The following is a 23,028-nucleotide window of genomic DNA, read 5'->3' on the forward strand; positions in this document are numbered from 1 at the left end:
TATATGTATCAGCGTCCGATCAGCTGGCGTGCAATGATGACGCGCATGATCTCGTTGGTGCCTTCAAGAATCTGATGAACGCGCAGATCGCGGACAAGCTTCTCGATGCCGTAATCATGAAGATAGCCATAACCGCCTAGAAGCTGCAGCGCGTCGTTAGTAACGTTAAACCCGATATCGGTTACAAAGCGTTTGGCCATTGCTGACCACTTGCCTGCATCATGTGTTTTGCGGTCAAGCTTGCTTGCGGCCGTATAGAGAAGCTGTCGTGCGGCCGAAAGCTCGGTCTCCATATCAGCAAGGCGGAACTGCAACGCCTGAAATCGGTCAATCGTCTGGCCGAAGGCCTTGCGTTGGCCTGTGTATTCCAAAGCTTTATTGAGCGCCGATTGTGCTCCACCCAATGAGCAGGCGGCGATGTTCAATCGTCCACCATCAAGGCCGGCCATGGCTATTCGGAAACCTGTGCCCTCGTCCCCAAGACGGTTGGTGACAGGCACGCGGCAATTGTCGAAAATTACCGTGCGGGTGGGTTGCATGTTCCAGCCCATCTTGTGTTCATTGGAACCAAAGGACAGGCCGGGTGCATCTTTCGGCACAATGATGGCGGATATTCCTTTCGGGCCGTCCTCGCCGGTACGCACCATTGTTACATAAAGATCGGTGGCACCTGCACCGGAAATGAACTGCTTTGTGCCATTAAGCAGATAATGATCGCCATCACGCTCTGCGCGGGTGCGAAGTGCGGCTGCATCAGAACCTGATCCCGGTTCAGTCAGACAATAGCTTGCAAGCCATTCCATCGACGTGAGTTTTGGCAGAAAACAATGTCGTTGGATTTCATCGCCAAACGTATCGATCATCCATGCGGCCATGTTGTGGATGGAAATAAAGGCCGAGAAAGCAGGGCAGGCCTCGGCGATTGCCTCAAAAATAAGGACCGCATCCGAGCGCTTGAGTGCGGAACCACCTACGTCTTCGCGAACATAAATGCCGCCCATACCGAGCGGGCCGGTTTCCTTTATGACGTCAATCGGGAAATGCTTGTCGCGATCCCATCGCAGCGCATGAGGCGCAACAAAATCCGATGCGAAGCCGCGTGCCATATCTTGAATGGCGAGTTGATCTTCGTTCAGTTCGAACTGGTTCTGGTCGGCAGTATCCATGGTTTCCTCCCTATGAGCACCGCACCCTCCTGATGCGACTAGATCACAATGGCGCGTGGCTGCCAACGCTCCATTGGAATAATGTTGCTTACTTTTGTAATAAACTGATGCGCATTTTTGCATATAAGGTTGCCGCAATCACTGGCGATTGCCAGTCGCTTAAACTTGGGATAGGCAAGCTCGTATGACACGCGCAATCATGTTTCAAGGAACGGGTTCAGATGTCGGCAAAAGCGTGCTTGTTGCGGGACTTTGCCGGGTCGCACGCAATCGCGGGTTGAAAGTCCGGCCATTCAAACCGCAGAACATGTCGAACAATGCAGCCGTCAGCGATGATGGCGGAGAGATTGGGCGCGCGCAATGGCTTCAGGCTCTGGCTTGCGGCGTGCCTTCATCGGTTCATATGAACCCTGTCCTGCTGAAACCGCAAACTGACATGGGCAGTCAGATCGTTGTGCAAGGAAAAGTGCGCGGCGAAGCGCGTGGACGCTATTACCAGCAGTTAAAGCCGCAACTGATGGCGGCTGTGATGGAATCCTTCGGCATTGTCAGCGAAGGAGCCGATCTGGTGCTGATTGAAGGAGCGGGGTCGCCCGCGGAAATCAACCTGCGCGCCGGCGATATTGCCAATATGGGCTTTGCCACGCGTGCAAATGTGCCGGTGGTCTTAGTAGGTGATATTGATCGTGGTGGAGTGATTGCGTCGCTGGTCGGCACGCACACCATTTTGCACGAAGAAGATCGCGCCATGGTGCGCGGTTTTCTGATCAACAAGTTTCGTGGTGATGTTTCGCTGTTTGATGATGGTCTGGAAGCGATTTCTCGCTTTACGGGCTGGCGTTCCTTTGGGGTCGTCCCATGGCTGAAAGCCGTATCGCGACTTCCTGCAGAAGATTCGGTTGTTCTAGAACGAGCGACGCGCGGAGATGCCAAAGCGTTGAAAGTGGCGGTTCCCATGTTGCCACGTATTTCGAATTTCGACGATCTCGATCCGCTGAAAGCAGAAAGCCAAGTTGAGGTCGTCATGGTTCCACCCGGGCAGCCATTGCCGCATGATGCTGGGCTTGTAGTTTTGCCGGGAACAAAATCGACGATTGCCGATCTGATTGCATTTCGCGAAAACGGCTGGGAGCGCGATTTGCAGCTTCATGTGCGGCGCGGCGGGCATGTACTTGGTATTTGTGGCGGGTTCCAAATGCTTGGCAATCGGATAAGTGATCCTGATGGCATTGAGGGGCAGGTGCGCGACATTGAAGGGTTGAGACTGCTTGACGTTGAAACGGTCATGGAACCGGAGAAAGTCGTGCGGAATGTTGTGGCTAGCTCAGAGCTTCATAATGCCTCGCTTGATGGCTATGAGATTCATATTGGGCGCACCAGTGGCCCGGATGCTTGCCGCGCCTTTTCGCTGATCGGCGATCACTATGACGGCGCTGTTTCAGTGAATGGCCGTATTACGGGGACTTATCTGCACGGCGTTTTTGCGTCAGATGAATTCCGGCGGCATTTTCTGGCAAGCCTTGGAGTGAGCAGTTCTGGTGAAAACTATCGTGCTAGTATTGAGGCGGCGCTTGATGAACTCGCTGAAGGTTTGGAAAACTGTCTGGATATTGATGGTTTGTTCGCCCTTGTTTAACGGCAGTTTTCAATTTCTTTCATTTTTATAATATTTTTAAAATTACTTACAATAAATTGCTATGTAATTTTTATTATTTTATAATTTAAGTATAGATGCCTATTTTTTTCCTAATTAAAGACAACTTTTGAACTATATTTTTTAGTCAATTCACCGCGGATTTTATTATTTATATTTCCATAGGTGTTTTATGCGTATTGCGGCATCGCCTGGCCCTGGTTTCGAATATTACTCCCTTCGTTGGGAGCGAAATTTTTTATATCTGTTCATTGTTGCCAGTGGCTTTTTTATTCTTTTCCCGCAAGTTGATCTCGCGGTATCGCGGCATCTCTTTGCGTCCGGTGTGTTTCCTGCATCTCAACACCCTTACTGGATCGCTCTGAGGGAATTTCATCGGCTCAGCGTATGGTATATTCTTGGGTTGTTGGTGGTGCTTTTGATGCTTTATATGCTTTGGCACCAGCCTCTAGTTCGTATAGCGCCGCACAAGCTTCTTTTTATCACACTGACCTTCGCGCTGGGGCCGGGGTTACTCGTTCAGACTGTTAACCTTATCATCGGTCGGGCGAGGCCGAGAAATCTGATCGAATTTGGTGGTCTGATGGATTTTACGCCAGCATGGCAACTCGCAGGCATGTGTCGGCATAGTTGTTCGTTTCCCTCTGGAGAGGCCGCGTCGGCTGCGGCAATGCTTCCATTGTTGATCCTTTTGCCAGCCCGCTATCGCGCAGGTGTGGCGGCAGTATTTGTGCCGTTACTGGTGCTTATCTCGTTCAATCGGGTTTTTATGGGCGCTCATTTTCTATCCGACATTGTCATTGCATGGACATTGATTCTCGGCGTGATGCTTTGGCTGTGGCCGAGAATTTTGCGTAATGCTGATACGATTGATCAATGGGTGAGAAATAAGGGCGCAGGGCTGCGCCGGCGGCTTTACGCCAAGGCTGATTGACGCCGCATTGGCGAAAGCCTAGTGTCGATTTACACAACAGGTTTTCCCGGGACGAATCCCGGCGATACAAAAAGGGAATGCGACGGACGGACCCAATCCGGGCGTCTTTATCGCAGCCGACCCCGCGACTGTAGAGCGGAGAGGGATGATGCAAGCCGGTTAACCGGCAGCCACTGGAAGCGGAAAGTTTCTGGGAAGGCGGCTTCAAACCCTACGACCCGTGAGCCAGGAGACCTGCCTGTTGCGTGAAGGACATTTTGTCCGCACCCGATGGGAGGTTTTTCCCTGCTGCCTGCACGGAGGTTGTCATGGCTGCGCGTACCCAAAATTCTATTCCCAACACATTAGCTCTGCCACTCGCAACGCGTCTTGGCACCGCTGTCGTTTCGCTGCTCCTTGGTGCGTTTCTGATTTACGGCGTTGGTCTCGCCCATTCCGATACGCTGCACGATTCAGCGCACGACACGCGCCATTCATATGGGTTTCCCTGCCACTAAGCCGTTTGGCTTTTAGAAACAGGAAATGAGCGTCGCTTGATGGTGGACGGCCATCGGAGCGAAATTGCTGTTGAGGGAATGAAATGTTGATCCGATATTTGTTGGCTACGCTTGCTGCGGGCCTTTTGGCAGGGCTTCTGGTCACGCCTGCTATGTATTTAAAAACTGTTCCGCTGATCATTCAGGCGGAAACTTATGAAGACGCTGGTGGTGGTCATAGCCATGGTGATGCCGAAGTGGCTGCACCGCACGATCATGCCGCGGCGGAAGCCAGTGAAAGTGAAGAAGAGGCCGGGGCAGAACTGCCGTTTGGTCGTTTCGGCAATACATTGCTTGCCAATCTCGTAGCCGGTGCAGGGTTTGCTCTTCTTTTGGGTGGCGTTGCGCTTTTTCTCGGCCGGCGAATTACGCCGCAGAACGGTATTCTCTGGGGTATGGCCGGTTTCTTTGCAGTCGCTTTCCTGCCAGCTCTGGGGCTTTCGCCGGAGCTGCCTGCAATGCCTGCCGCCGATCTTGCGCAACGTCAGCTTTGGTGGCTTTCGACCGTGGTGTTGAGCGGTGTCGGCATTTATCTGATGGTTTTGCGTGGTGAGATCGTTTCCAAAATTCTCGGACTTGTGCTCATTATTGCACCGCATCTTTATGGTGCGCCGCATCCTGAAGACATTACATCGCCAATCCCGTCGCTGCTTGCTTCGCAATATGCTGTCGCATCGCTTGCAACAAATCTGTTCATGTGGGCCTTGATCGGTCTTGCGCTGGGCTGGTTCATTCAGGCTTATGCAAAGTCGGAAATCGAAGGCTGATAAGCATGGCTCCGCCCCGAAATGAAAATGCAAAAATCACGTTCGTTCTTGGCGGAGCCCGTTCTGGTAAATCGTCTTATGCAGAAAAACTGGTTGAAGGCACATCGAAAGATCTAGGACTTCAACCAGTCTATCTCGCTACAGGGCGCGCATTCGACGAGGAAATGGAAAGTCGTATTTCCATTCACCGCGACCGTCGTGGCGGCGAATGGCAGACGGTGGAAGAACCACTCGACCTTGTTGGGGCGCTTGAAAAACACGCAGGTAGTGACCGTTTTGTGCTGGTCGATTGCCTGACGCTATGGATCACCAATCTGATGATGGCAGAGCAGAATATCGCTGCTGAAACTGAGACACTGGTAACAGCATTGCCTAGGCTTTCAGGTCCGGTTGTATTCGTTTCCAACGAAGTTGGGCTAGGCATTGTGCCGGAAAACCGGATGGCGCGGGATTTTCGCGATCATGCCGGTTTTTTGCATCAGGCGGTCGCATCAGTAGCGGATGAAGTTTATTTCATGGCGGCAGGTCTGCCGCTCAAAATGAAGGGATAATTCGATGCAGGGACAAAAGATTCCAGCAACTGTAATCACCGGCTTCTTAGGTTCCGGAAAGACAACGATGATCCGCAATCTGCTGGAAAACGCCAATGGCAAGCGCATCGCACTCATCATCAATGAGTTTGGCGATCTGGGCGTCGATGGTGGAATTCTGAAAGGCTGTGGTATTGAAAGCTGCCGTGAGGAAGACGTGATCGAACTCAACAATGGTTGCATCTGTTGCACTGTTGCTGATGATTTCATTCCGACCATGACCAAACTTCTCGACCGCGCAGACCGCCCAGATCATATCGTTATCGAAACCTCCGGTCTGGCGCTGCCACAGCCGCTGGTCGCAGCTTTCAACTGGCCTGAAATCAAGACGCAGGTAACAGTCGATGGCGTTGTGACGGTTATCGATGCCGCTGCCGTTGCTGAAGGTCGTTTTGCGGATGATCACGATAAGGTGGATGCGCAGCGCGCGGCGGACGATTCCCTTGATCATGAAAGCCCTTTAGAGGAACTTTTTGAGGATCAGATTCATGCGGCTGACCTTATCGTTTTGAACAAGGCCGATCTGGTTGATCCGTCGAAACTCGACAGCGTGAAGGCCGATGTGGCTGAGCGCTCAACACGACGCGTCAACATGGTGCCCGCAAGCTTCGGCAAGCTTGGTGCGGATGTTCTGCTCGGTCTTGGTGTAGGTACGGAAGACGATATTGCCAATCGCAAGTCGCATCATGAAATCCATCATGCTGATGGCCATGAGCATGATCACGATGAGTTCGAAAGCTTTGTTGTTGAAGCCGGATCGGTTGCTGATCCTAAGGCATTTACCGAGAAGCTCAAGGCTGTGATTGCGGAGCACGATGTACTGCGCCTCAAGGGTTTTGTGGATGTGCCGGGAAAGCCGATGCGTCTGGTGGTGCAGGCTGTTGGTCCACGTATTGAGCATTATTTCGACCGCCCGTGGGGCAAGGATGAAGTGCGCAATACGCGTCTTGTCGTTATTGGTCTTCATGAGATCGATGAACAGGCAATCACCAAAGCCGTGAAAGACGCCGTTTCGTAATGCACTTATTGCTTGCCCAGAAAGGAACGATAAGCGACGGCAATGAGGCCGTCGATCTCGGCCAGACGCCGGGTGATATAGTGTTCCTTTCCGCTGCCGATACGGAGCTGGCCAGTCTCTCACAGGCCTATAAGCTTGTGGAAGAAGGACCAAGTCTCCGGCTCGCTAATTTTCTGAGCCTTACACATCCTATGTCGGTTGACGCTTATATTGAGCGTACGGCACAGCATGCGAAGCTTATTGTGGTGAGGATTATCGGTGGCGAGACCTATTGGCCTTATGGGCTTGAGGCGCTTCATGCCTGTGCAGTTTCGCACGGCATAAAGATTGCTGTGCTTCCGGGTGATGATAAGCCCGATTATGGACTTGAACGCTTTTCGACCGTTTCTGCTCAGGAGCGAGACGCATTGTGGCAATATCTGATCGAGGGCGGGGCTGCCAATACGTCCCGCTTTCTCGATTATTGTTGTGCACTAATTGATGAAAGCGATAAGCCGGAAGAGGCGGCACCGCTTCTGAAAGCTGGGCTGTGGTGGCCGAATATGGCGACGCCAGCTCTCGATCTGATTCGCCAAAAATGGCAGGACGCTGATGCGCCTGTTGCAACAATCATTTTTTATCGTGCGCTGGTGCAAAGTGGGCAGACACAGCCGGTTGAAGCACTCGTTAATGCATTGCTGGCCAAAGGCTTGAATCCGCTTCCGATCTTTGTTTCCAGCCTCAAGGATCGGCTTTCAGCAGCGGTTGTCGATGGCGTGTTTGAAGATTGCCAGCCTGATATTGTGCTCAATGCGACCGGCTTTGCGATTTCGTCGCCGGGTGCGGAGCGCAAGCCGACCGTGCTGGATAAGCGCGGCAATATGGTTTTGCAGGTGATCTTTTCCGGTACGCCAAAAGCCACATGGCAGGCATCGCAGCAAGGGTTGCTGGCACGCGATCTTGCAATGAATGTGGCGCTGCCGGAAGTGGATGGTCGTGTACTGTCGCGTGCAGTGTCGTTTAAATCGGCAAAGCAATTCGATAGCGCTGTTGAAGCCAATATCGTCACCCATGAACCGGATGCCGGTCGTGTGGATTTTGTTGCTGAACTGGCGGCAAACTGGGTGCGTCTTAAGCGCAAAGCGCGGCAAGAACGCCGCGTGGCTCTGATCCTTGCCAATTATCCCAACCGAGACGGCAGGCTGGGTAATGGCGTTGGGCTCGATACGCCAGCCGGAACGGTGGAAGTGCTGCGGGCCATGGCGGGTGAGGGGTATAGGGTTGGTGATGTGCCGGCCAATAGCGACGCTTTCATGCAGCTTTTGATGGCTGGCCCAACCAATGCCGCTCGTGATGGACGTGTGATCCGCGAGGTCATTTCTCTCCATCAATACAAGGCCTTCTTTGCAAAGCTTCCGAAAGCGATTCAGGAGGAAATTGAAACCCGCTGGGGAGATCCCGAGAACGACCCGTTTTTTCATAAGAAGCTTGAGGGTTTTGCGCTGCCGCTGATGCGCTTTGGCGAAACAATTGCCGGTATTCAGCCAGCGCGCGGTTATAATATAGATCCGAAAGAAACCTATCACTCGCCCGATCTGGTGCCGCCGCATGGCTATATCGCGTTTTATGCTTATCTGCGTGACGTAGCGAAGATCGATGTCATTGTGCATATGGGCAAACACGGCAATCTGGAATGGCTACCCGGTAAAGCCTTGGCGCTGTCGGAAAATTGCTATCCAGAAGCGGTCTTTGGACCCACGCCGCATGTATATCCGTTTATCGTGAATGATCCGGGTGAAGGTACGCAGGCGAAGCGTCGTGCGGGTGCTGTAATCATCGATCATCTCACACCGCCATTAACGCGCGCCGAAAGCTATGGTCCGCTCAAGGATCTGGAAGCACTGGTCGATGAATATTACGAGGCATCGGGCGTCGATCCGCGTCGCTTGTTGCGACTTAAGGCACAGATACTTGATCTCGTGCGTGATATTGGTCTCGACCGCGATGCAGGCATTCACGACCATGACGATGAAGACATGGCGTTGCAAAAGCTCGACGCTTATCTCTGTGATCTCAAGGAAATGCAGATCCGAGACGGGCTGCATATTTTTGGCCTCGCGCCGAGAGGCCGTTTGCTCACCGACTTGCTGGTCGCACTTGCCCGCGTGCCGCGCGGCATTCCTGTTGCGCTGGGTGGGTTGCCGGGCGAGCAAAGCCTGCAACGTGCCATTGCCATGGATGCGGGACTTGGTGAAGAATTTGATCCACTCGATTGTTCGATGGCTGATCCGTGGGTTGGGGCGAAGCCTCAATTGCTCTTGGCTGCAAGTCCTGCAAGCTGGCGTATTGCTGGTGATACGGTTGAGCGTATCGAATTGCTCGCGGCTCAGTTTGTCGAGGGCGAAGTCGAGTGTCCGGAAAATTGGACGCAAACCAACGCCGTATTGCAGTCGATCAACGAACATTTACGCCCTCAGGTGACATCCTGCGGGCCTTCGGAGATAGAAGGTTTTCTGTCAGCTATTTCAGGGCATTTTGTGCCGCCGGGACCGTCGGGTGCGCCGACGCGTGGACGCCCAGATGTTTTGCCGACCGGACGCAACTTCTTTTCAACCGACAGCCGTGCGGTGCCGACACCTGCCGCATGGGAGCTTGGTCGGAAATCAGCTGAAATGCTGATCACCCGTTATGCGCAGGATCATGGCGAATGGCCGACCTCGTTTGGTTTGACCGCATGGGGAACGTCCAACATGCGCACGGGCGGTGATGATATTGCGCAGGCCTTGGCGTTGATTGGCGTGAAACCTCTTTGGGATATGGCTTCGCGCCGTGTCACTGGCTACGAGATCGTACCTTTGCCAAAGCTTGGACGTCCGCGGGTTGATGTGACGTTACGTATTTCCGGCTTTTTTCGCGATGCTTTCCCTGAACAGATTGCATTGTTTGACAAGGCCGTTCGTGCTGTGGGCGCTCTTGATGAAGAGGCGGAAGACAATCCGATTGCTGCACGCATCAAAACAGAGCAGGCTCGGCTGATCGCAAGCGGTGCCGATGAAAAGACTGCCGAACGTCGTGCAGGCTATCGCGTGTTTGGTTCAAAACCCGGTGCCTATGGCGCTGGCTTGCAGGCATTGATTGATGAAAATGGCTGGGCGGGGCGCAATGATCTGGCGGAAGCCTGGCTCGTCTGGGGTGGTTATGCTTATGGCGCAGGCGATGAAGGGCAGGCAGAGCGTGGGCTTCTTGAAGAGCGGCTGCGTTCTGTGCAAGCTGTTGTGCAAAATCAGGATAACCGTGAGCACGATCTGCTCGACAGCGATGATTACTACCAGTTTGAAGGCGGGATGGCGGCGACTGTTGAGAATCTGACTGGCACGATGCCGACCGTTTATCACAATGATCATTCAAGGCCTGAGAAGCCGGTCATCCGCACGCTGGAAGAAGAGCTGGCACGTGTCGTGCGTGGTCGCGCAGCTAATCCCAAGTGGATTGCTGGTGTTATGCGCCATGGCTACAAGGGCGCTGCGGAAATTGCAGCCACCGTTGATTATCTTTTTGCTTTTGCAGCAACGACTGGAAAAGTTGGCAATCATCACTTTGAGACGGTCTATCAGGCCTATATCGCTGATAGAGCGGTACATGATTTCATGCTTGATAAGAATCCGGCTGCGTTGAGTGAAACTGCTTCAAAGCTTAACGACGCAATTGATCGGGGCTTCTGGGTACCCCGTTCCAATTCAGCACGGTTTGAGCTGGCACACCTTATGAATTTGAATCCGGGCACTTGATCCTGAAAAGTTGCAGACTTTTCGGATAAGATCATACGCCAAAAATGGAGGCATTAAATGGCTGAGAAATCTGCAAAACTTCTTTCGATGACGGAAGAGGAATTAAATGCCCGTCATGCGGATAAGATGCGCAAGAAGAAAGCGGCGCGCGACAAGATTCAAGCCACCAAGACCGACGAAAAGGGCCTTGTGATCGTTCATACGGGTAAGGGTAAGGGCAAATCGAGCGCCGGCTTTGGTATGGTTTTTCGTGCGCTTGGTCATGGTATGAAAATTGGCGTCGTGCAGTTTGTCAAAGGTTCGTGGGATACCGGCGAGCGCTGGGTGTTGGAAAAATTTCCCGAACAAGTCACAATCTCGGCCCTCGGGGAAGGCTTTACATGGGAAACGCAGGATCGTGCCCGCGATATCGCCATGGCACGCGACGCGTGGGAACAGGCTAAGGCGCTGATCCTTGATGAAAGTTACGACATGGTACTTTGCGATGAACTTAACATCGTGTTGCGTTATGACTATCTGCCGCTTGAAGAAGTCATTGAAGTGTTGAAAGCCAAGCCTGAGATGAAACACGTCATCATCACGGGCCGTAATGCCAAGGACCAACTGATCGAGTTTGCCGACCTTGTGACCGAGATGGAAATGATCAAACATCCATTCCGTTCGGGTGTGAAGGCGCAAAAGGGAATCGAATTCTGATTTTCTCTAATTCAGCGCTCTAGAAACCAAGCATCTGGCGGATGGGATTGCTCGGTTCCAGGAGAAGTCGCACGGCAAGCGCGAGACTCACCACAATAAGCAGAGGTTTGATGATGCGCGAGCCAATTTTCATGGCAAGGCTTGCGCCAATCTGAGCACCGATGAACTGCGCAATCCCCATGCAGATGCCGAGTTTCCAGTTTATCGTGCCGACAAGCGCGAAAGTGGCAAAACCGCCGATATTGGATGCGCAATTGAGCAGCTTGGTATGGGCAGTTGCTTTGAGTACGCCGTAGCCGGCCAGGGCTACAAACGCCAGCATGAAGAATGAGCCGGTGCCTGGACCGAAAAGCCCATCGTAAAAGCCAATCAATGGCACCAGTGTAATGCCAAACAGGAATGGTCCGATACGGCGTGCGCGATCCACGTCGCCAAGGCTTGGCTTCACCGCAAAGTAAATGGCAATCGCGATCAGCAGAATTGGCAATGCTGCGCGCATGATATCGACGGGCAGAACGGTTGCGAGCAGTGCCCCAAGAACTGAACCGACCAGTGATGCAATAGCTTCCGGCCATTGTTCTCGGATATTTACATGGCCTTTGCGTGCATAGGCTATGGTTGCAGAGGAAGAACCAAACAGACCTTGAAGTTTGTTGGTACCGAGTGCTTCAACAGGTGGCACACCTGCAAGTAGCAAAGCCGGGATCGTAATCATGCCGCCTCCGCCCGCGATAGAATCGATAATGCCCGCAATGAAAGCGGCCATGGTCAGGAGGAGCGTCAATGTATCGAAAAATTCAAGCATGGAGGGGGTCCGGCAAAAGTTGATGCAACATAGAGCAGACAGTTTTTTTGTGCCAGACACCTATTTAGGGAACTTACCGCACCGAGCGTTGTTTTTCGGTTCGCGCAGCATTATCAATGCAAATTGGTTTGATTTCAGGAGACGGTCACACATGAGCGAAAGCTTTTTCGAACGTATTACTGCGTTTCTCAGCAAAAAGAGTGCTGTGCAGCGTGTCGCCGAAGATCCGGCACTCGCTTCGGAACTGCTTCTTCTGCTTCATGTGGTTTTTGCCGATGGCGATCGTCATCCGGCAGAAATTAGTGCTTTCAGGCAGATTGTTTCTGAGAATTTTGGCATTTCGGCAGAAGAGTTACCGGAAGTAACCGAATATCTTAAAGACTTTGGTTACGAAACCACCACGAAACAAGCGGCCTCCATGCTTGCTGAAATGGCGCCTGAGCGTCGTGCGTCACTGCTTCGTGATCTGGTGCGGATTGCGCGTGCGGATGATCATGTTGATCAGTCCGAAACAGCGATGATCAAGCGGATCGCTGATATTCTTGGTATTACAGCTGACGATATCAGAGAAGCTCAGCAACCGGCACCTCGTGCAGTCTGAGAAAAAGCATTTCGCTCTTGGAATGGGCAGCTCGTCAGCGGCTAGCCTTGAGGAGCTTGTTTTGCTGGCAGATAAAGTGCTGGCCAGTGCTGAATTGAAACGACCGGATGTCTTAGCAACGATTGCCACCAAGCGAGGTGATCCTGTATGGGGCAAGCTTGCCCAGCATTATGGTTGCGAGTTGCGCTTTTTTGATGCTGAGCGGCTTGAACAAGAAACGCCAAAGCTGAAACACCCATCGGAAGTGGTTTTTGCTGCAGTCGGCTGTCATGGCGTTGCAGAATCGGCAGCACTTGCTGCGGCTGGGCCTGATGCAGAATTGCTGATCGAAAAAACGACCAGTGAATGTGCCACCGCAGCGATTGCCGTGACACGTATTGATTAGGCCGGTTTACGGCGCTGTACGAGGTAGGTCGCAACCGTCGCAACGAGCAGCAGGGCAGCGGTCGCAACGATGACAGCCACATAGGCATTCTCAAAGGCCTGCGATGCCAAAGCCGTCAATGCATTTGCGTCAGCTGTTGGCATTGATTGTGCAGCAAGAAGCGCTTCATCCAGACTGTCGCGGACTACAGACGGAATGTTTGAGCCAGCGGGCAGAATAAGGCTGGCGGTATAGAATGCCGACAAAATGCTGCCGAAGATTGTTACACCCAGCGCGTTGCCAAGCTCGAATGATACTTCTTCGACAGATGCTGCCATGCCAGCCTTTTCGGCAGGTGCATTGCTCATGATTGCCGAGGATGCGGCAGTCATGACAGCCCCAACACCAAAGCCGAGAATTGTAAGACCAGTGATGTAGAACAGCGGTGCTCGTTTATAAGTTAGGCTGTATATGATGATGCCAAGGGCTGTAATCCCTAGCGATGACCAGAGCACTTTGCCTGCACCAAGCCGCGGCAACTGAATACCAGCAAGCGGGCCTGCCACGAATGCTGCCAGAGGAATTGGCAGAATCATCAGACCAGCCTGTAATGGCGACAAGCCTTCGATCAATTGCAGGCGCTGGCTGAATACCAGTTCCATGCCCGTCAGCGAACCGGATGCAACAAGAGCCGCAAACACACCTGTCGAGAACAGCCTGTTATTAAACAGCGAGAAGTCGATGAGAGGCTCTTGGCTTGAAAACTGCCGACGCACGAAAATGGTCGTTGCAATGAGGCCGATAATCAATGCGCCGGCAAACACAGTCATCGATGCATCACGCTTGGCAAGTTCCTTCACGGCATAGGTGAGCGCGATCAGACCGATCATAATCTGGATTGAACCGACGAGATCCCATTTGCGCTTGGAGCCAAGGGGACGGTTTTCAAGGTTGAAGGCCGAAAGTGCCAGCGCCACTGCAACAACAGGCACGTTGATGAGGAACACCGAGCCCCACCAGAAATATTCAAGCAGTACACCGCCTGCCACAGGGCCGATGGCAGCGCCGCCCGAGGCAATTGCCGCCCAGATGCCAATGGCAAGTGAGCGTTCTTTTTCATCGGTAAAGGTCAGTCGAATGATCGAGAGCGTAGCAGGCATCATCATCGCCGCACCACAGGCGAGAAATGCGCGGGCTGCGATCAGCACTTCCGGGTTAGGCGAATAAGCTGCGCCTAGCGATGCAAGACCAAAAACCATCAGACCATTCATGAACATGCGCTTGTGGCCGAGCTTGTCACCCAGCGTGCCAAGGCCCGGCAGCAAACCTGCCACCACCAGCGGGTAGATGTTCATGATCCAGAGCTTTTCGGAAGCACTTGCCGCCAGATCATGGGTAAGGCGTGGTAGCGCTGTGTAAAGCACTGTCATATCTACAACGATCAGGAACAGCGCGCTGGAAACAATTGCGAGAACGAGCCAGCGATTTTGCGGCAACATCGGACTACACCTTTTCAATACAAACGTATTTAAACTTGGCAGGGTGGTCGACATAATATAAATCCGTCCGTATGGAAAGTAAGAAATTGCAGAAAACCGGCCGCCCGCGCTCAATTGATCGGGACCATGTTCTCGACATGGCCGAGAAGCTGGTTGCCGAAGGTGGTATCGTTGCACTGACCATGGATGCGGTGGCACACGCTTCCGGCGTCACCAAAGGCGGTGTGCAATATTGCTTCGGTAATAAAGACGGGTTGATGAAAGCCATGATCGAGCGATGGGGTGACCGATTTGACGATCTGGTCACAGCGCGCAAACAGCACAGACAAGATGCGATTTCGCACATTGCTGCCCATATCGCAGTGACGCGCGAAAGCGATGCTGAGGACGATTCACGATTTGCCGCCATGATGGCGAGCCTTATTCCCAACTCCCATTATCTTGATGAAACGCGGACCTGGTATCGCAAGCAGTGGGATGGACTTGATGTTTCGACACCTGAAGGAAGGCGAGCACGTTTGGCGTTCATTGCCAATGAAGGTGCATTTTTACTTAGAAGCTTCAATTTCTTCGAGCTGACGCCGGAAGAGTGGCAGTCGATCTTCAATGATATTCAAGGACTTTTGCCTGAAAAAGATTGACTCTTCTGCCACCTGACAGGCATTCGAAACGCCTGAACAGAGGAAGAAAACGTGACAGTTCATTTCATTGGAGCCGGCCCCGGTGCCGCCGATCTTATCACCGTGCGTGGTTTGCGACTGATCGAAAGCTGTCCGGTCTGCATCTATGCAGGATCGCTGGTACCCAAGGATGTTGTTGCATCTGCACCAGAAAATGCGCTGCTGATTGATAGTTCCTCGCTGACACTTGATGAAATCATTGCGGCGATTGAGGCGGCTCATGCGAAAGGGTATGATATTGCACGCGTGCATTCAGGCGATCCGTCGATTTATGGAGCGATGGCTGAACAGATGCGCAGGCTTGATGCGCTCGGCATTCCTTATGATGTGACGCCGGGTGTTCCTGCTTTTGTTGCGGCTGCGGCTGCGATGAAACAGGAACTGACTATTCCAGAGGTCAATCAAAGCATTATTCTGACCCGGACTTCGATAAAATCATCTGCCATGCCGGTAGGTGAGGATCTCGTCACACTGGGAAAATCCGGTGCGACTTTGGTCATTCACCTGTCGATCCGAAACCTTGCGAAGATCGAAACGGAGCTGGCGCCATTATACGGATCTGACTGTCCAGTGGTCGTTGCATACCGAATTGGTTGGCCAGATGAGCAGATTCTGCGCGGAAAGCTGTCCGATATTGCCGAGAAAGTTGCGCTTTCTGGCGTGAAACGCACGGCGATGATCTTTGTCGGGAGAGGTCTCGACTCGCAGAATTTTCGCGACTCAGCGCTTTATCATGAAGCGCACAGCCATGTTGCTCGCTCAAAATCTTAAAGCTGAACGCGCAAATTCAATTGCTTTATCCACGGTGCCGACGACAATTTTGGCTTCAACAGGTGGACGTGCGATCATGATGACAGGTATGGCAAGATCACGCGCTGCTCGGATTTTTGCGTAAGATATACTGCCGCCGGAATTGCGGCTGACAATCAGGCCAATCTTTCGTTCACACAGGAATTGCTTTTCAGATTCATAGTTTCCGGGTTTTGCCAGAATGATTTCACATTCGTGTGGCAGCATAACTTCCGGCGGATCGATCATCCGTATGATGAAGTGAGCATCGCCCCGTTCTGCAAAGGGTTCGATATGTTGTCGGCCGAGTGCGAGCAAAACGCGTTCACCTGCCGGGATCATGCTTGCAGCCTGCGCTTCGCTTGCGACCTCAATCCAGTTATCACTACTTTCCTTTTCCCATGCCGGACGTTCGAGCCGAAGCAGTGGAACATTTGCGATATCGGATGCCACGACAGCATTGTGTGAAATGCGGGTTGCATAGGGATGGGTGGCATCAATCACGAGATCGATTTTCTCGGTAACCAGATAAGTTGCCAGCCCATCTGCCCCTCCAAATCCGCCAATGCGCAGCTTGCCGCTGACGGGAGCAGGGTTGGCCGTTCGGCCTGCAAGCGAGGTGATAGCTTCAACCGGCAGAGCCAACAGCGAGGAAGCAAGCTTTGATGCTTCCGCTGTGCCGCCAAGAATGAGTATTTTAGAGGCGGGCAAGGATATTGCCTTTGCGATCAGTCACAATGATTTCGACTTCAACGGGTGCGCCGCGTAGGGTTTCCAGAGCCACCTGCTTTGCTTTTTCAGCAATTGGGGTCGCCATATCGATACCAAGGCTTTGAGTCATTTCAAGTACTTCCAGCGCAGTGTTCGCAAAAAGAATCCGGTCCTTGATGTCGCTTGGCGCGCCGGCCTTTTGGGCCAATGACCAGAGGAAGTTTTTGTCGACCTGTGAGCGCGAAGAATGAAGATCAAGCTCTCCCTGAGCAAGTTTTGTCAGCTTGGCGAAACCTCCTGCAAGGGTGAGCTTATCGATTGGATGTTCACGCAGATATTTGAGTACACCACCGGCAAAATCACCCATGTCGAGAATGGCGAAATCCGGCACATCATAAAGTGCCTGTGCTGCGTCTTCAGAGGTTGAACCTGTCGCAGCGAGCACATGTGTTTGCTTTTCTGCACGCGCTACATCGATGCCGCGATGGATCGAATGGATCCATGCGGAGCAGGAGAAGGGATGTACAACCCCTGTTGTTCCCAAAATCGAAATGCCCCCAATGATGCCTAGGCGCGGGTTCCACGTTTTTTGCGCAATTTCTTCGCCACCTGGAACGGAAATCGTAATAACCAAATCGGCAGGCAGGCCATATTCAGCGCATATTTGTTCGCATATCTCTGTCATCATGCGGCGTGGAACAGGATTGATTGCCGCTTCACCTGGCGGGATTTGCAGGCCGGGCCGCGTAACAGTCCCCACGCCTTCGCCTGCCTGAAACACGATGCCAGTGCCGGGAGGGGCAGGGAAAACCGTTGAAATGATTGTTGCGCCGTGCGTGACATCCGGATCGTCGCCTGCATCCTTGACGATACCCGCCATGGCATAGCCTTCCCCCAGTCCTTCATATTCAAGCTGGAAATAGGGCACTTCACCTTTTGGCAGGATGATGCCGACCGGATCGGGGAATTCACCGGTAATAAGCGCAGTCAGTGCTGCCTTGGTGGCAGCTGTGGCACATGCGCCCGTCGTCCAGCCGCGACGCAGTTCTGTTTTTTCAGGGCTTTTATTTGAAGGGGCGGTTTCATCGTTCATGGACGCCTTATAATGTATCTGATAGCTGTGCCGCCAGATAAAGTTATGGTTGATGATGATGAATAAGCCTGAACATACGCCGGAATGTATTGTTGCGAAGAGCAAAGTCAGCTTGCCCGCGATACAGCCCGGGCATGTTTGGCTTGTCGGTGCCGGGCCAGGTGATCCCGGTCTTCTCACTTTGCACGCAGTCAATGCGCTGCGGGAGGCGGATGTGATCGTCTATGATGCGCTGGTTGATGAAGCCTGTCTTTCACTCAAGCGCGATAACGCAAGTGTTGAATACGCAGGCAAACGAGGTGGCAAGCCTTCACCAAAACAGCGCGATATTTCGCTACGACTGGTGGAGCTGGCTAAAGAAGGCAAGAAGGTTCTGCGGCTGAAAGGTGGCGATCCGTTCGTTTTTGGGCGCGGAGCCGAGGAAGCGCTGACGCTTGTTGAACATGGCGTGCCATTTCGTATTGTTCCGGGCATTACAGCGGGGATTGGCGGTCTTGCCTATGCAGGAATTGCGGCCACGCATCGCGATATCAACCAATCAGTCACATTCCTCACAGGCCACGATGCAACAGGGCTGATGCCAGACCGCATTAATTGGGAGGGCATTGCCCGGTCTTCTCCTGTTATCGTGATGTATATGGCGATGAAGCATATCGACCTCATTACAGAGCGTCTGATGACAGCAGGACGCTCGCCAGATGAGCCGGTCGCATTTGTCTGCAATGCCAGCTTGCCGGAACAGGTGGTTCTGGAGACAACATTGTCAGGCGCGGTTGCAGATGTAGAAGCATCGGGTCTCAAGCCACCGGCAATCGTGGTTGTGGGAGAGGTTGTGAAGCTGCGTGCGGGACTTGACTGGGCCGGTGCATCTGAGGGGCGAAAACTGACAAGCGATCCGCTGCATCTTAGCAGGGAGAAGAGCGCATGAAGGGTTTTATGATTGCAGCGCCAGCTTCCGGATCGGGAAAAACCACTTTGACACTTGGGCTACTGCGCGCTTTAAAGCGGCGTGGCGAGGCGGTTGCACCTGCGAAAGCTGGCCCTGATTACATCGATCCTGCCTTCCATAAAGCTGCGAGCGGCGTGGATTGCTTCAACCTTGATCCATGGGCCATGCGGCCAGAGCTTATCAGTGCCATTTCATCCCGTATGACCGAGGGCAACAAGGTTCTTGTTGTTGAAGGCATGATGGGACTTTTCGACGGAGCGCTTGATGGAAAGGGATCGTCGGCAGATTTGGCACGAACTCTTGATCTGCCAGTGGTTCTGGTAGTCGATTGTGCTCGCCAATCCCACTCGATCGCTGCCCTTATTTCGGGTTTCAGTCAGTTTCGCAACGATGTTCTGATTGCTGGTATTATTCTTAACCGGGTTGGCAGCGGCAGACATGAGGCCATGCTGCGCGAAGCGATCAAACCGCTCGGTATTTCCGTTCTGGGTGTAATTCCGCGAGATGAAGCGCTGGTTCTGCCTTCCAGACATCTTGGGCTTGTTCAAGCAGCGGAACATACCGATCTGGAGCGTTTCCTTGAACATGCTGCGGATGCGGTTGATGCGCATATTGATTTAAACGCATTAGAGCGCATCTGGTCGCGGCCAAAGCATCATGAGGCTATGGCGAATGTTCCCCGTCTCGCGCCGCTTGGAAACCGCATTGCAGTAGCGCGAGACGACGCCTTTGCCTTTGCCTATGCGCATTTACTTGCAGGCTGGCGCAGGCGTGGTGCCGAGCTTTCATTCTTTTCGCCGCTTGCTGATGAAGCGCCCGATGAAAGCGCTGACGCAATTTATCTGCCGGGCGGTTATCCCGAGCTTTATGCCGGCAAACTGAGCCAGGTGAAGCATTTCCAGCAGGGCATGAGACGCGCTGCGGATCGTGGCGTGCGCATCTACGGCGAGTGTGGCGGCTATATGGTGTTGGGTGAGACGTTGGAAGATTCGTCTTGCGTGAAGCATCCTATGCTTGGGCTGCTTCCGCTTGAAACCAGCTTTGCAAAACGGAAAATGCACCTTGGCTATCGCAAGCTGGAACCATTATCCGGTTCGCCATGGCCGTTACCGCTTTTGGCTCATGAGTTTCACTATGCGAGCATTGTGTGCGAAGGTGAGGCTGAACGGCTGTTCCGCGTCCGTGATGCGCTGGGCGAAGAGCTGGGAGAGGCAGGGCTTCGTGTCGGCTCAGTTGCTGGCTCGTTCATGCATGTGATTGATTTTTCTGGAGAGAATGCCTGAACATGACTATCGAGCATGGCGGAGCGCTGGATCGAGCCATTGCACACTTCGGCGGCAAGGCGGAAGACTGGCTTGACCTTTCGACGGGCATCAATCCCGAACATTTTCCTCTCCCAGAATTGGCCCCACGCTTATGGAGCCGTTTGCCGGATGAGGGCCTATTGTTAAGGGTTCTGACTGCGGCACGTTCCTATTATGAAACAGGTCAGAATGCGCCCATTGTTGCCAGTCCGGGAACTCAGGCGCTTATTCAGATTATTCCGAGCTTGCTTGAGCCTGCGAAGGTCGCCATTTTGGGTCCCACCTACCAGGAACATGCGGAAGCTTTTAAAGCGGCAAACTGGAATGTGATCGAATGTGCGACGCTGGACGCCATCCCGGAGGATGTGCGGGTGGTGACAATCGTCAACCCGAACAACCCGGATGGCCGGATTGTTGCGCGACCTGATTTGCTCGGACTGGCGCGAAAGCTTGGTGAGCGTGGTGGTTTTCTGGTTGTGGATGAAGCTTTCGCCGATCCGCACCCGGAGGTGAGCATTGCAAGACATGCGGCCAATGCGCCGCTGGTCGTGTTGAAATCCTTTGGAAAATTCTTTGGCCTTGCAGGCGTTCGGCTTGGGTTCCTTCTGGCCAATGATGAGCTTGTGAAGCGTGTTGCGGACAGGCTTGGTCCATGGGCGGTGGCTGGACCGACGCTTGCAATTGCACTCCATGCTTTCGAAAGTGGTGCTGAACTTGAGGCGTTTCACGGACGCATCGATACAAGACGGGCAGAACTTGCCGCGATGCTCGCACATTGTCAGCTCGTGGAAGTCGGTGGCACTGCTCTGTTTTCGCTGGTTGAACACGAAAATGCTCATGCAATTTACGATGCACTTTGTGAGCGGCATATTCTTGTCCGAAAGTTTGCCTATGCACCAAGCTGGCTGCGCATTGGACTGGCGCCTGATCAGGCGGGCCTTGTGCGATTGGAACAGGCATTGCGGGATATTCTCCGCTTGAAAAAGTGATTCAGGAAAGCGCATCAAGTCCATGGAAATAAAGCTGATTATTCTTGCTTTAGCGCTTGTACTGGATCGTGTGGTGGGCGATCCGCCACAGCTTTGGCAGAAAATTCCGCATCCGGTGGTGCTGTTTGGCAAGGCAATCAGCTGGGGTGAAAAACGTCTCAACGATGACAGTCTTTCCGTCAATGCACTGCGCAGCAATGGCATGTGGCTGATAATCGGGCTGGTGATTTCCTGTGTTGTGGTGGGGTTGGCGTTAGACTATCTGCTGCCCTTTCTTGGTACGGCAGGTGCGCTGGTTGAAATCATCATCGTGGCAGTGTTTCTGGCGCAGAAAAGTCTTGCCGACCATGTGCGGGCGGTGGCTGCCGGTTTACGTGAAGATGGTGTGGAAGGTGGACGCAAAGCTGTTTCGATGATTGTTGGGCGTAACCCGGAGCAGCTTGATGAAGGCGGTATCAGTCGTGCAGCGATTGAAAGCCTTTCCGAGAATGCGTCGGACGGCATTGTTGCTCCTGCTTTCTGGTTTCTCGTGGGCGGATTGCCGGGGTTGTTCGCCTATAAACTTATCAACACGGCAGATTCTATGATCGGTCATCTCAATGACCGCTATCGTCATTTCGGGCGTTTCGCTGCCCGTCTCGATGATGTTGCAAACTATATTCCGGCCCGGCTGACTGGCTTGCTGACTGCAATTGCTGCTGCATTTACGGTCAATAAAAAAGCCGGGAAAAGAACACTATCCGTCATGTGGCGCGACGCGCGGCTGCACCGTTCGCCCAATGCTGGGTGGCCGGAATCGGCCTTTGCAGGTGCGCTTGAGCTGGCACTTGCCGGACCGCGCCAATATGGATCGGAAAAGGTCGAAGCACCGCTGTTTTATGGTGAGGGTAAGCGGGAAGCTGATGCAGACGATATCGATGCCGCGCTTTCGCTTTTCTGGTCGAGTATGAGCGTTATGACCGGAATTATTATCGCTGCAAGCCTGATGGGGCTTATCAGTCAGCTGTTATAAAATGCGTTCCATCATAGCGCTGCAGGCGATTTGGATTGTCACTGCGCATACCGTTACCATCGAATTTGATTGTGCCAAGAGCGGTTTCAAATGAGCTGTCGCGCAAGATATCAATAAGCGGCTGCTTTTGTTGCGCAGCTTTGCTTATCGCGGAAGCGGCGAGTTCAATGGTCGCAAAGCCGGTAACGGAATAGGCTTCCGGGACTTTGCCTGCTTGATTGATGGCATCGACTGCCGTTTTTGCTGTCGAAAGATCCTGCGGCTTCAAAGGTGCAATCATCAGGGTTTCAGTGCTCAGTGGTTGAGCGCCCGGCGCTGCATTGAGGACGCTGCCGCCCGCGATCACCAGCGGATATTTAAGTGTCACAGCACTTGTGCCGATAGCTGCAATGTCGTCGCGTTCCCCACCGACATAAACATGGGTTGCGCCTGCACGGCGTAGACGCGCAACAAGCGCGTTCTGGTTTTCTAGGCCGGGGCGATACGTGTCCGTGAAAACGGGCTGAAGCTGTTGATCCTTCAGGTGAGCCAAAACCTGTCCCGCTCGTTCGCGGCCTTCAATCGTACCATCGTCTATCACCGCGAAGGGCTGAGAGCGCCATAGGCTGCCCAGAAAGCTACCCGTTGCACGCATTTCCTTCTCCAGCCCCGTCGCAATGCGGAAAACCGGAAAAGGCGTTGCTGCACGCTTTTCTGTCAGGGTTTGTTCGCTGACGCCTGAGACGATGACAGGGATATTCTGCTGGCTCAAAACGGGGAGTGCCGCTTCCAATGCTTCCGAACAAAGAAAGCCGGCTGCGATCTGTATGTTTGCTTTGATAAAAGTTTCTGCAGCAGCTTTGCCGCCTTCTGCATCACACCGATCATCTACAATGACGAGTTGCACGTTTTTAGCCGTTGCTGCCACGCGAGCGCCTTCGACGAGCTGGTTTCCTAACGGGGAGAAGCCACCACTCAAAGGCGCCGCTATTCCAATGCGGATATCAGCTGTATTTTCCTGCGCTAATGCTGGAAGGCAAAGCATTGTGAAAGCCGATAGACCCATAGCGAAGAGTTTCGTTAGGCGGAGAACGCACAATTCCGGGCGGAAAACCGCTTTCTGTC

The 23,028-nt window shown here is 53.1% G+C and carries 22 protein-coding genes and 1 riboswitch; of the genes, 16 read left to right on the forward strand and 6 right to left on the reverse strand.

Annotated elements, in window-relative coordinates; all coding sequences use genetic code 11:
- Positions 1 to 8 precede the first annotated feature (8 nt).
- The gene (locus H5024_RS06125) at positions 9 to 1,166 is read right to left on the reverse strand and encodes an isobutyryl-CoA dehydrogenase (RefSeq protein WP_187544495.1); all 1,158 of its coding nucleotides are present in this window, start codon (positions 1,164 to 1,166) and stop codon (positions 9 to 11) included.
- Between the two features lie 184 nt (positions 1,167 to 1,350).
- Between H5024_RS06125 and H5024_RS06130 the strand changes: the two genes are divergently transcribed.
- From H5024_RS06130 to cobO, 8 genes are all read left to right on the forward strand, one after another.
- Complete coding sequence (locus H5024_RS06130; protein ID WP_187544496.1) at positions 1,351 to 2,802, forward strand: cobyric acid synthase; 1,452 nt, start codon at positions 1,351 to 1,353, stop codon at positions 2,800 to 2,802.
- Between the two features lie 190 nt (positions 2,803 to 2,992).
- The gene (locus tag H5024_RS06135) at positions 2,993 to 3,754 is read left to right on the forward strand and encodes a phosphatase PAP2 family protein (protein ID WP_187544497.1); all 762 of its coding nucleotides are present in this window, start codon (positions 2,993 to 2,995) and stop codon (positions 3,752 to 3,754) included.
- A gap of 21 nt (positions 3,755 to 3,775) precedes the next feature.
- A riboswitch (cobalamin riboswitch) is annotated at positions 3,776 to 4,011 on the forward strand.
- Between the two features lie 51 nt (positions 4,012 to 4,062).
- Positions 4,063 to 4,251, forward strand: a complete 189-nt coding sequence (locus H5024_RS06140) for a CbtB domain-containing protein (protein WP_187544498.1) — start codon at positions 4,063 to 4,065, stop codon at positions 4,249 to 4,251.
- Positions 4,252 to 4,334: 83 nt separating this feature from the next.
- Positions 4,335 to 5,057 carry a CbtA family protein gene (locus H5024_RS06145; protein ID WP_187544499.1) on the forward strand — a complete coding sequence of 241 codons (723 nt, stop codon included), beginning with the start codon at positions 4,335 to 4,337 and terminating at the stop codon, positions 5,055 to 5,057.
- 5 nt (positions 5,058 to 5,062) lie between these two features.
- The gene (gene cobU, locus H5024_RS06150) at positions 5,063 to 5,608 is read left to right on the forward strand and encodes a bifunctional adenosylcobinamide kinase/adenosylcobinamide-phosphate guanylyltransferase (RefSeq protein ID WP_187544500.1); all 546 of its coding nucleotides are present in this window, start codon (positions 5,063 to 5,065) and stop codon (positions 5,606 to 5,608) included.
- A 4-nt stretch (positions 5,609 to 5,612) separates the two neighbouring features.
- On the forward strand, positions 5,613 to 6,665 hold the full coding sequence (gene cobW, locus H5024_RS06155; protein ID WP_187544501.1) for a cobalamin biosynthesis protein CobW: 1,053 nt from the start codon (positions 5,613 to 5,615) through the stop codon (positions 6,663 to 6,665).
- The gene (gene cobN / locus H5024_RS06160) at positions 6,665 to 10,432 is read left to right on the forward strand and encodes a cobaltochelatase subunit CobN (protein WP_187544502.1); all 3,768 of its coding nucleotides are present in this window, start codon (positions 6,665 to 6,667) and stop codon (positions 10,430 to 10,432) included. Before cobW ends, cobN begins: the two co-directional genes overlap by 1 nt.
- Before the next feature lie 57 nt (positions 10,433 to 10,489).
- Complete coding sequence (gene cobO / locus H5024_RS06165) at positions 10,490 to 11,128, forward strand: cob(I)yrinic acid a,c-diamide adenosyltransferase (RefSeq protein WP_187544503.1); 639 nt, start codon at positions 10,490 to 10,492, stop codon at positions 11,126 to 11,128.
- A gap of 19 nt (positions 11,129 to 11,147) precedes the next feature.
- Here the strand turns inward: cobO and H5024_RS06170 are convergent, their stop codons facing one another.
- Complete coding sequence (locus H5024_RS06170) at positions 11,148 to 11,933, reverse strand: TSUP family transporter (RefSeq protein WP_187544504.1); 786 nt, start codon at positions 11,931 to 11,933, stop codon at positions 11,148 to 11,150.
- Between the two features lie 151 nt (positions 11,934 to 12,084).
- Here H5024_RS06170 and H5024_RS06175 point away from each other — a divergent pair, with 151 nt between their 5' ends.
- Entirely contained in the window at positions 12,085 to 12,534 is a 450-nt protein-coding gene (locus tag H5024_RS06175; RefSeq protein ID WP_187544505.1) for a TerB family tellurite resistance protein, read from the forward strand.
- 22 nt (positions 12,535 to 12,556) lie between these two features.
- Positions 12,557 to 12,919, forward strand: coding sequence for a cobalamin biosynthesis protein (locus H5024_RS06180; RefSeq protein ID WP_187546662.1), 363 nt, complete (start codon positions 12,557 to 12,559; stop codon positions 12,917 to 12,919).
- Here H5024_RS06180 and H5024_RS06185 read toward each other — a convergent pair.
- Positions 12,916 to 14,397: an MFS transporter gene (locus H5024_RS06185; protein ID WP_187544506.1), complete on the reverse strand. Its 1,482-nt coding sequence runs from the start codon at positions 14,395 to 14,397 to the stop codon at positions 12,916 to 12,918. The two genes, H5024_RS06180 and H5024_RS06185, sit on opposite strands and share 4 nt — an antisense overlap.
- Before the next feature lie 86 nt (positions 14,398 to 14,483).
- Here H5024_RS06185 and H5024_RS06190 point away from each other — a divergent pair, with 86 nt between their 5' ends.
- Together H5024_RS06190 and cobM are read left to right on the forward strand one after the other, a co-directional pair.
- Positions 14,484 to 15,038: a TetR/AcrR family transcriptional regulator gene (locus H5024_RS06190; RefSeq protein WP_247875217.1), complete on the forward strand. Its 555-nt coding sequence runs from the start codon at positions 14,484 to 14,486 to the stop codon at positions 15,036 to 15,038.
- Positions 15,039 to 15,089: 51 nt separating this feature from the next.
- The gene (gene cobM / locus H5024_RS06195) at positions 15,090 to 15,848 is read left to right on the forward strand and encodes a precorrin-4 C(11)-methyltransferase (protein ID WP_187544508.1); all 759 of its coding nucleotides are present in this window, start codon (positions 15,090 to 15,092) and stop codon (positions 15,846 to 15,848) included.
- On the opposite strand, the gene H5024_RS06200 is transcribed toward cobM, so the two are convergent.
- The gene (locus H5024_RS06200) at positions 15,837 to 16,577 is read right to left on the reverse strand and encodes a cobalt-precorrin-6A reductase (protein ID WP_187544509.1); all 741 of its coding nucleotides are present in this window, start codon (positions 16,575 to 16,577) and stop codon (positions 15,837 to 15,839) included. The genes cobM and H5024_RS06200 overlap by 12 nt on opposite strands.
- A complete protein-coding gene (locus H5024_RS06205) occupies positions 16,564 to 17,670 on the reverse strand; it encodes a cobalt-precorrin-5B (C(1))-methyltransferase (RefSeq protein WP_187544510.1) in 1,107 nt (368 codons plus the stop codon). The genes H5024_RS06200 and H5024_RS06205 overlap by 14 nt, the downstream gene beginning before the upstream one ends.
- Before the next feature lie 58 nt (positions 17,671 to 17,728).
- Here H5024_RS06205 and cobA point away from each other — a divergent pair, with 58 nt between their 5' ends.
- The 4 genes from cobA to cbiB are packed head-to-tail and all read left to right on the forward strand — an operon-like array spanning position 17,729 to position 21,924.
- Positions 17,729 to 18,598 carry a uroporphyrinogen-III C-methyltransferase gene (gene cobA, locus H5024_RS06210; RefSeq protein ID WP_187546664.1) on the forward strand — a complete coding sequence of 290 codons (870 nt, stop codon included), beginning with the start codon at positions 17,729 to 17,731 and terminating at the stop codon, positions 18,596 to 18,598.
- A complete protein-coding gene (locus H5024_RS06215) occupies positions 18,595 to 19,902 on the forward strand; it encodes a cobyrinate a,c-diamide synthase (protein WP_187544511.1) in 1,308 nt (435 codons plus the stop codon). Before cobA ends, H5024_RS06215 begins: the two co-directional genes overlap by 4 nt.
- Positions 19,899 to 20,912: a threonine-phosphate decarboxylase CobD gene (gene cobD, locus H5024_RS06220; RefSeq protein ID WP_187546667.1), complete on the forward strand. Its 1,014-nt coding sequence runs from the start codon at positions 19,899 to 19,901 to the stop codon at positions 20,910 to 20,912. Before H5024_RS06215 ends, cobD begins: the two co-directional genes overlap by 4 nt.
- Before the next feature lie 22 nt (positions 20,913 to 20,934).
- On the forward strand, positions 20,935 to 21,924 hold the full coding sequence (gene cbiB, locus H5024_RS06225) for an adenosylcobinamide-phosphate synthase CbiB (RefSeq protein WP_187544512.1): 990 nt from the start codon (positions 20,935 to 20,937) through the stop codon (positions 21,922 to 21,924).
- On the opposite strand, the gene H5024_RS06230 is transcribed toward cbiB, so the two are convergent.
- Positions 21,908 to 22,948: a branched-chain amino acid ABC transporter substrate-binding protein gene (locus tag H5024_RS06230; protein ID WP_247875218.1), complete on the reverse strand. Its 1,041-nt coding sequence runs from the start codon at positions 22,946 to 22,948 to the stop codon at positions 21,908 to 21,910. The genes cbiB and H5024_RS06230 overlap by 17 nt on opposite strands.
- Between the last annotated feature and the right edge of the window lie 80 nt (positions 22,949 to 23,028).

The sequence above is a fragment of the Ochrobactrum sp. Marseille-Q0166 genome (assembly GCF_014397025.1).
Classification (GTDB): Bacteria; Pseudomonadota; Alphaproteobacteria; order Rhizobiales; family Rhizobiaceae; genus Brucella.

Excerpts from the sequence above, each read along its gene's own strand:
- H5024_RS06125 (WP_187544495.1), bottom strand. The coding sequence starts at position 1,166 with ATGGATACTGCCGACCAGAACCAGTTCGAACTGAACGAAGATCAACTC.
- H5024_RS06130 (WP_187544496.1), top strand. The coding sequence starts at position 1,351 with ATGACACGCGCAATCATGTTTCAAGGAACGGGTTCAGATGTCGGCAAA.
- H5024_RS06135 (WP_187544497.1), top strand. The coding sequence starts at position 2,993 with ATGCGTATTGCGGCATCGCCTGGCCCTGGTTTCGAATATTACTCCCTT.
- H5024_RS06140 (WP_187544498.1), top strand. The coding sequence starts at position 4,063 with ATGGCTGCGCGTACCCAAAATTCTATTCCCAACACATTAGCTCTGCCA.
- H5024_RS06145 (WP_187544499.1), top strand. The coding sequence starts at position 4,335 with ATGTTGATCCGATATTTGTTGGCTACGCTTGCTGCGGGCCTTTTGGCA.
- cobU (WP_187544500.1), top strand. The coding sequence starts at position 5,063 with ATGGCTCCGCCCCGAAATGAAAATGCAAAAATCACGTTCGTTCTTGGC.
- cobW (WP_187544501.1), top strand. The coding sequence starts at position 5,613 with ATGCAGGGACAAAAGATTCCAGCAACTGTAATCACCGGCTTCTTAGGT.
- cobN (WP_187544502.1), top strand. The coding sequence starts at position 6,665 with ATGCACTTATTGCTTGCCCAGAAAGGAACGATAAGCGACGGCAATGAG.
- cobO (WP_187544503.1), top strand. The coding sequence starts at position 10,490 with ATGGCTGAGAAATCTGCAAAACTTCTTTCGATGACGGAAGAGGAATTA.
- H5024_RS06170 (WP_187544504.1), bottom strand. The coding sequence starts at position 11,933 with ATGCTTGAATTTTTCGATACATTGACGCTCCTCCTGACCATGGCCGCT.
- H5024_RS06175 (WP_187544505.1), top strand. The coding sequence starts at position 12,085 with ATGAGCGAAAGCTTTTTCGAACGTATTACTGCGTTTCTCAGCAAAAAG.
- H5024_RS06180 (WP_187546662.1), top strand. The coding sequence starts at position 12,557 with ATGGGCAGCTCGTCAGCGGCTAGCCTTGAGGAGCTTGTTTTGCTGGCA.
- H5024_RS06185 (WP_187544506.1), bottom strand. The coding sequence starts at position 14,397 with ATGTTGCCGCAAAATCGCTGGCTCGTTCTCGCAATTGTTTCCAGCGCG.
- H5024_RS06205 (WP_187544510.1), bottom strand. The coding sequence starts at position 17,670 with ATGAACGATGAAACCGCCCCTTCAAATAAAAGCCCTGAAAAAACAGAA.
- cobA (WP_187546664.1), top strand. The coding sequence starts at position 17,729 with ATGAATAAGCCTGAACATACGCCGGAATGTATTGTTGCGAAGAGCAAA.
- H5024_RS06215 (WP_187544511.1), top strand. The coding sequence starts at position 18,595 with ATGAAGGGTTTTATGATTGCAGCGCCAGCTTCCGGATCGGGAAAAACC.
- cbiB (WP_187544512.1), top strand. The coding sequence starts at position 20,935 with ATGGAAATAAAGCTGATTATTCTTGCTTTAGCGCTTGTACTGGATCGT.
- H5024_RS06230 (WP_247875218.1), bottom strand. The coding sequence starts at position 22,948 with ATGCTTTGCCTTCCAGCATTAGCGCAGGAAAATACAGCTGATATCCGC.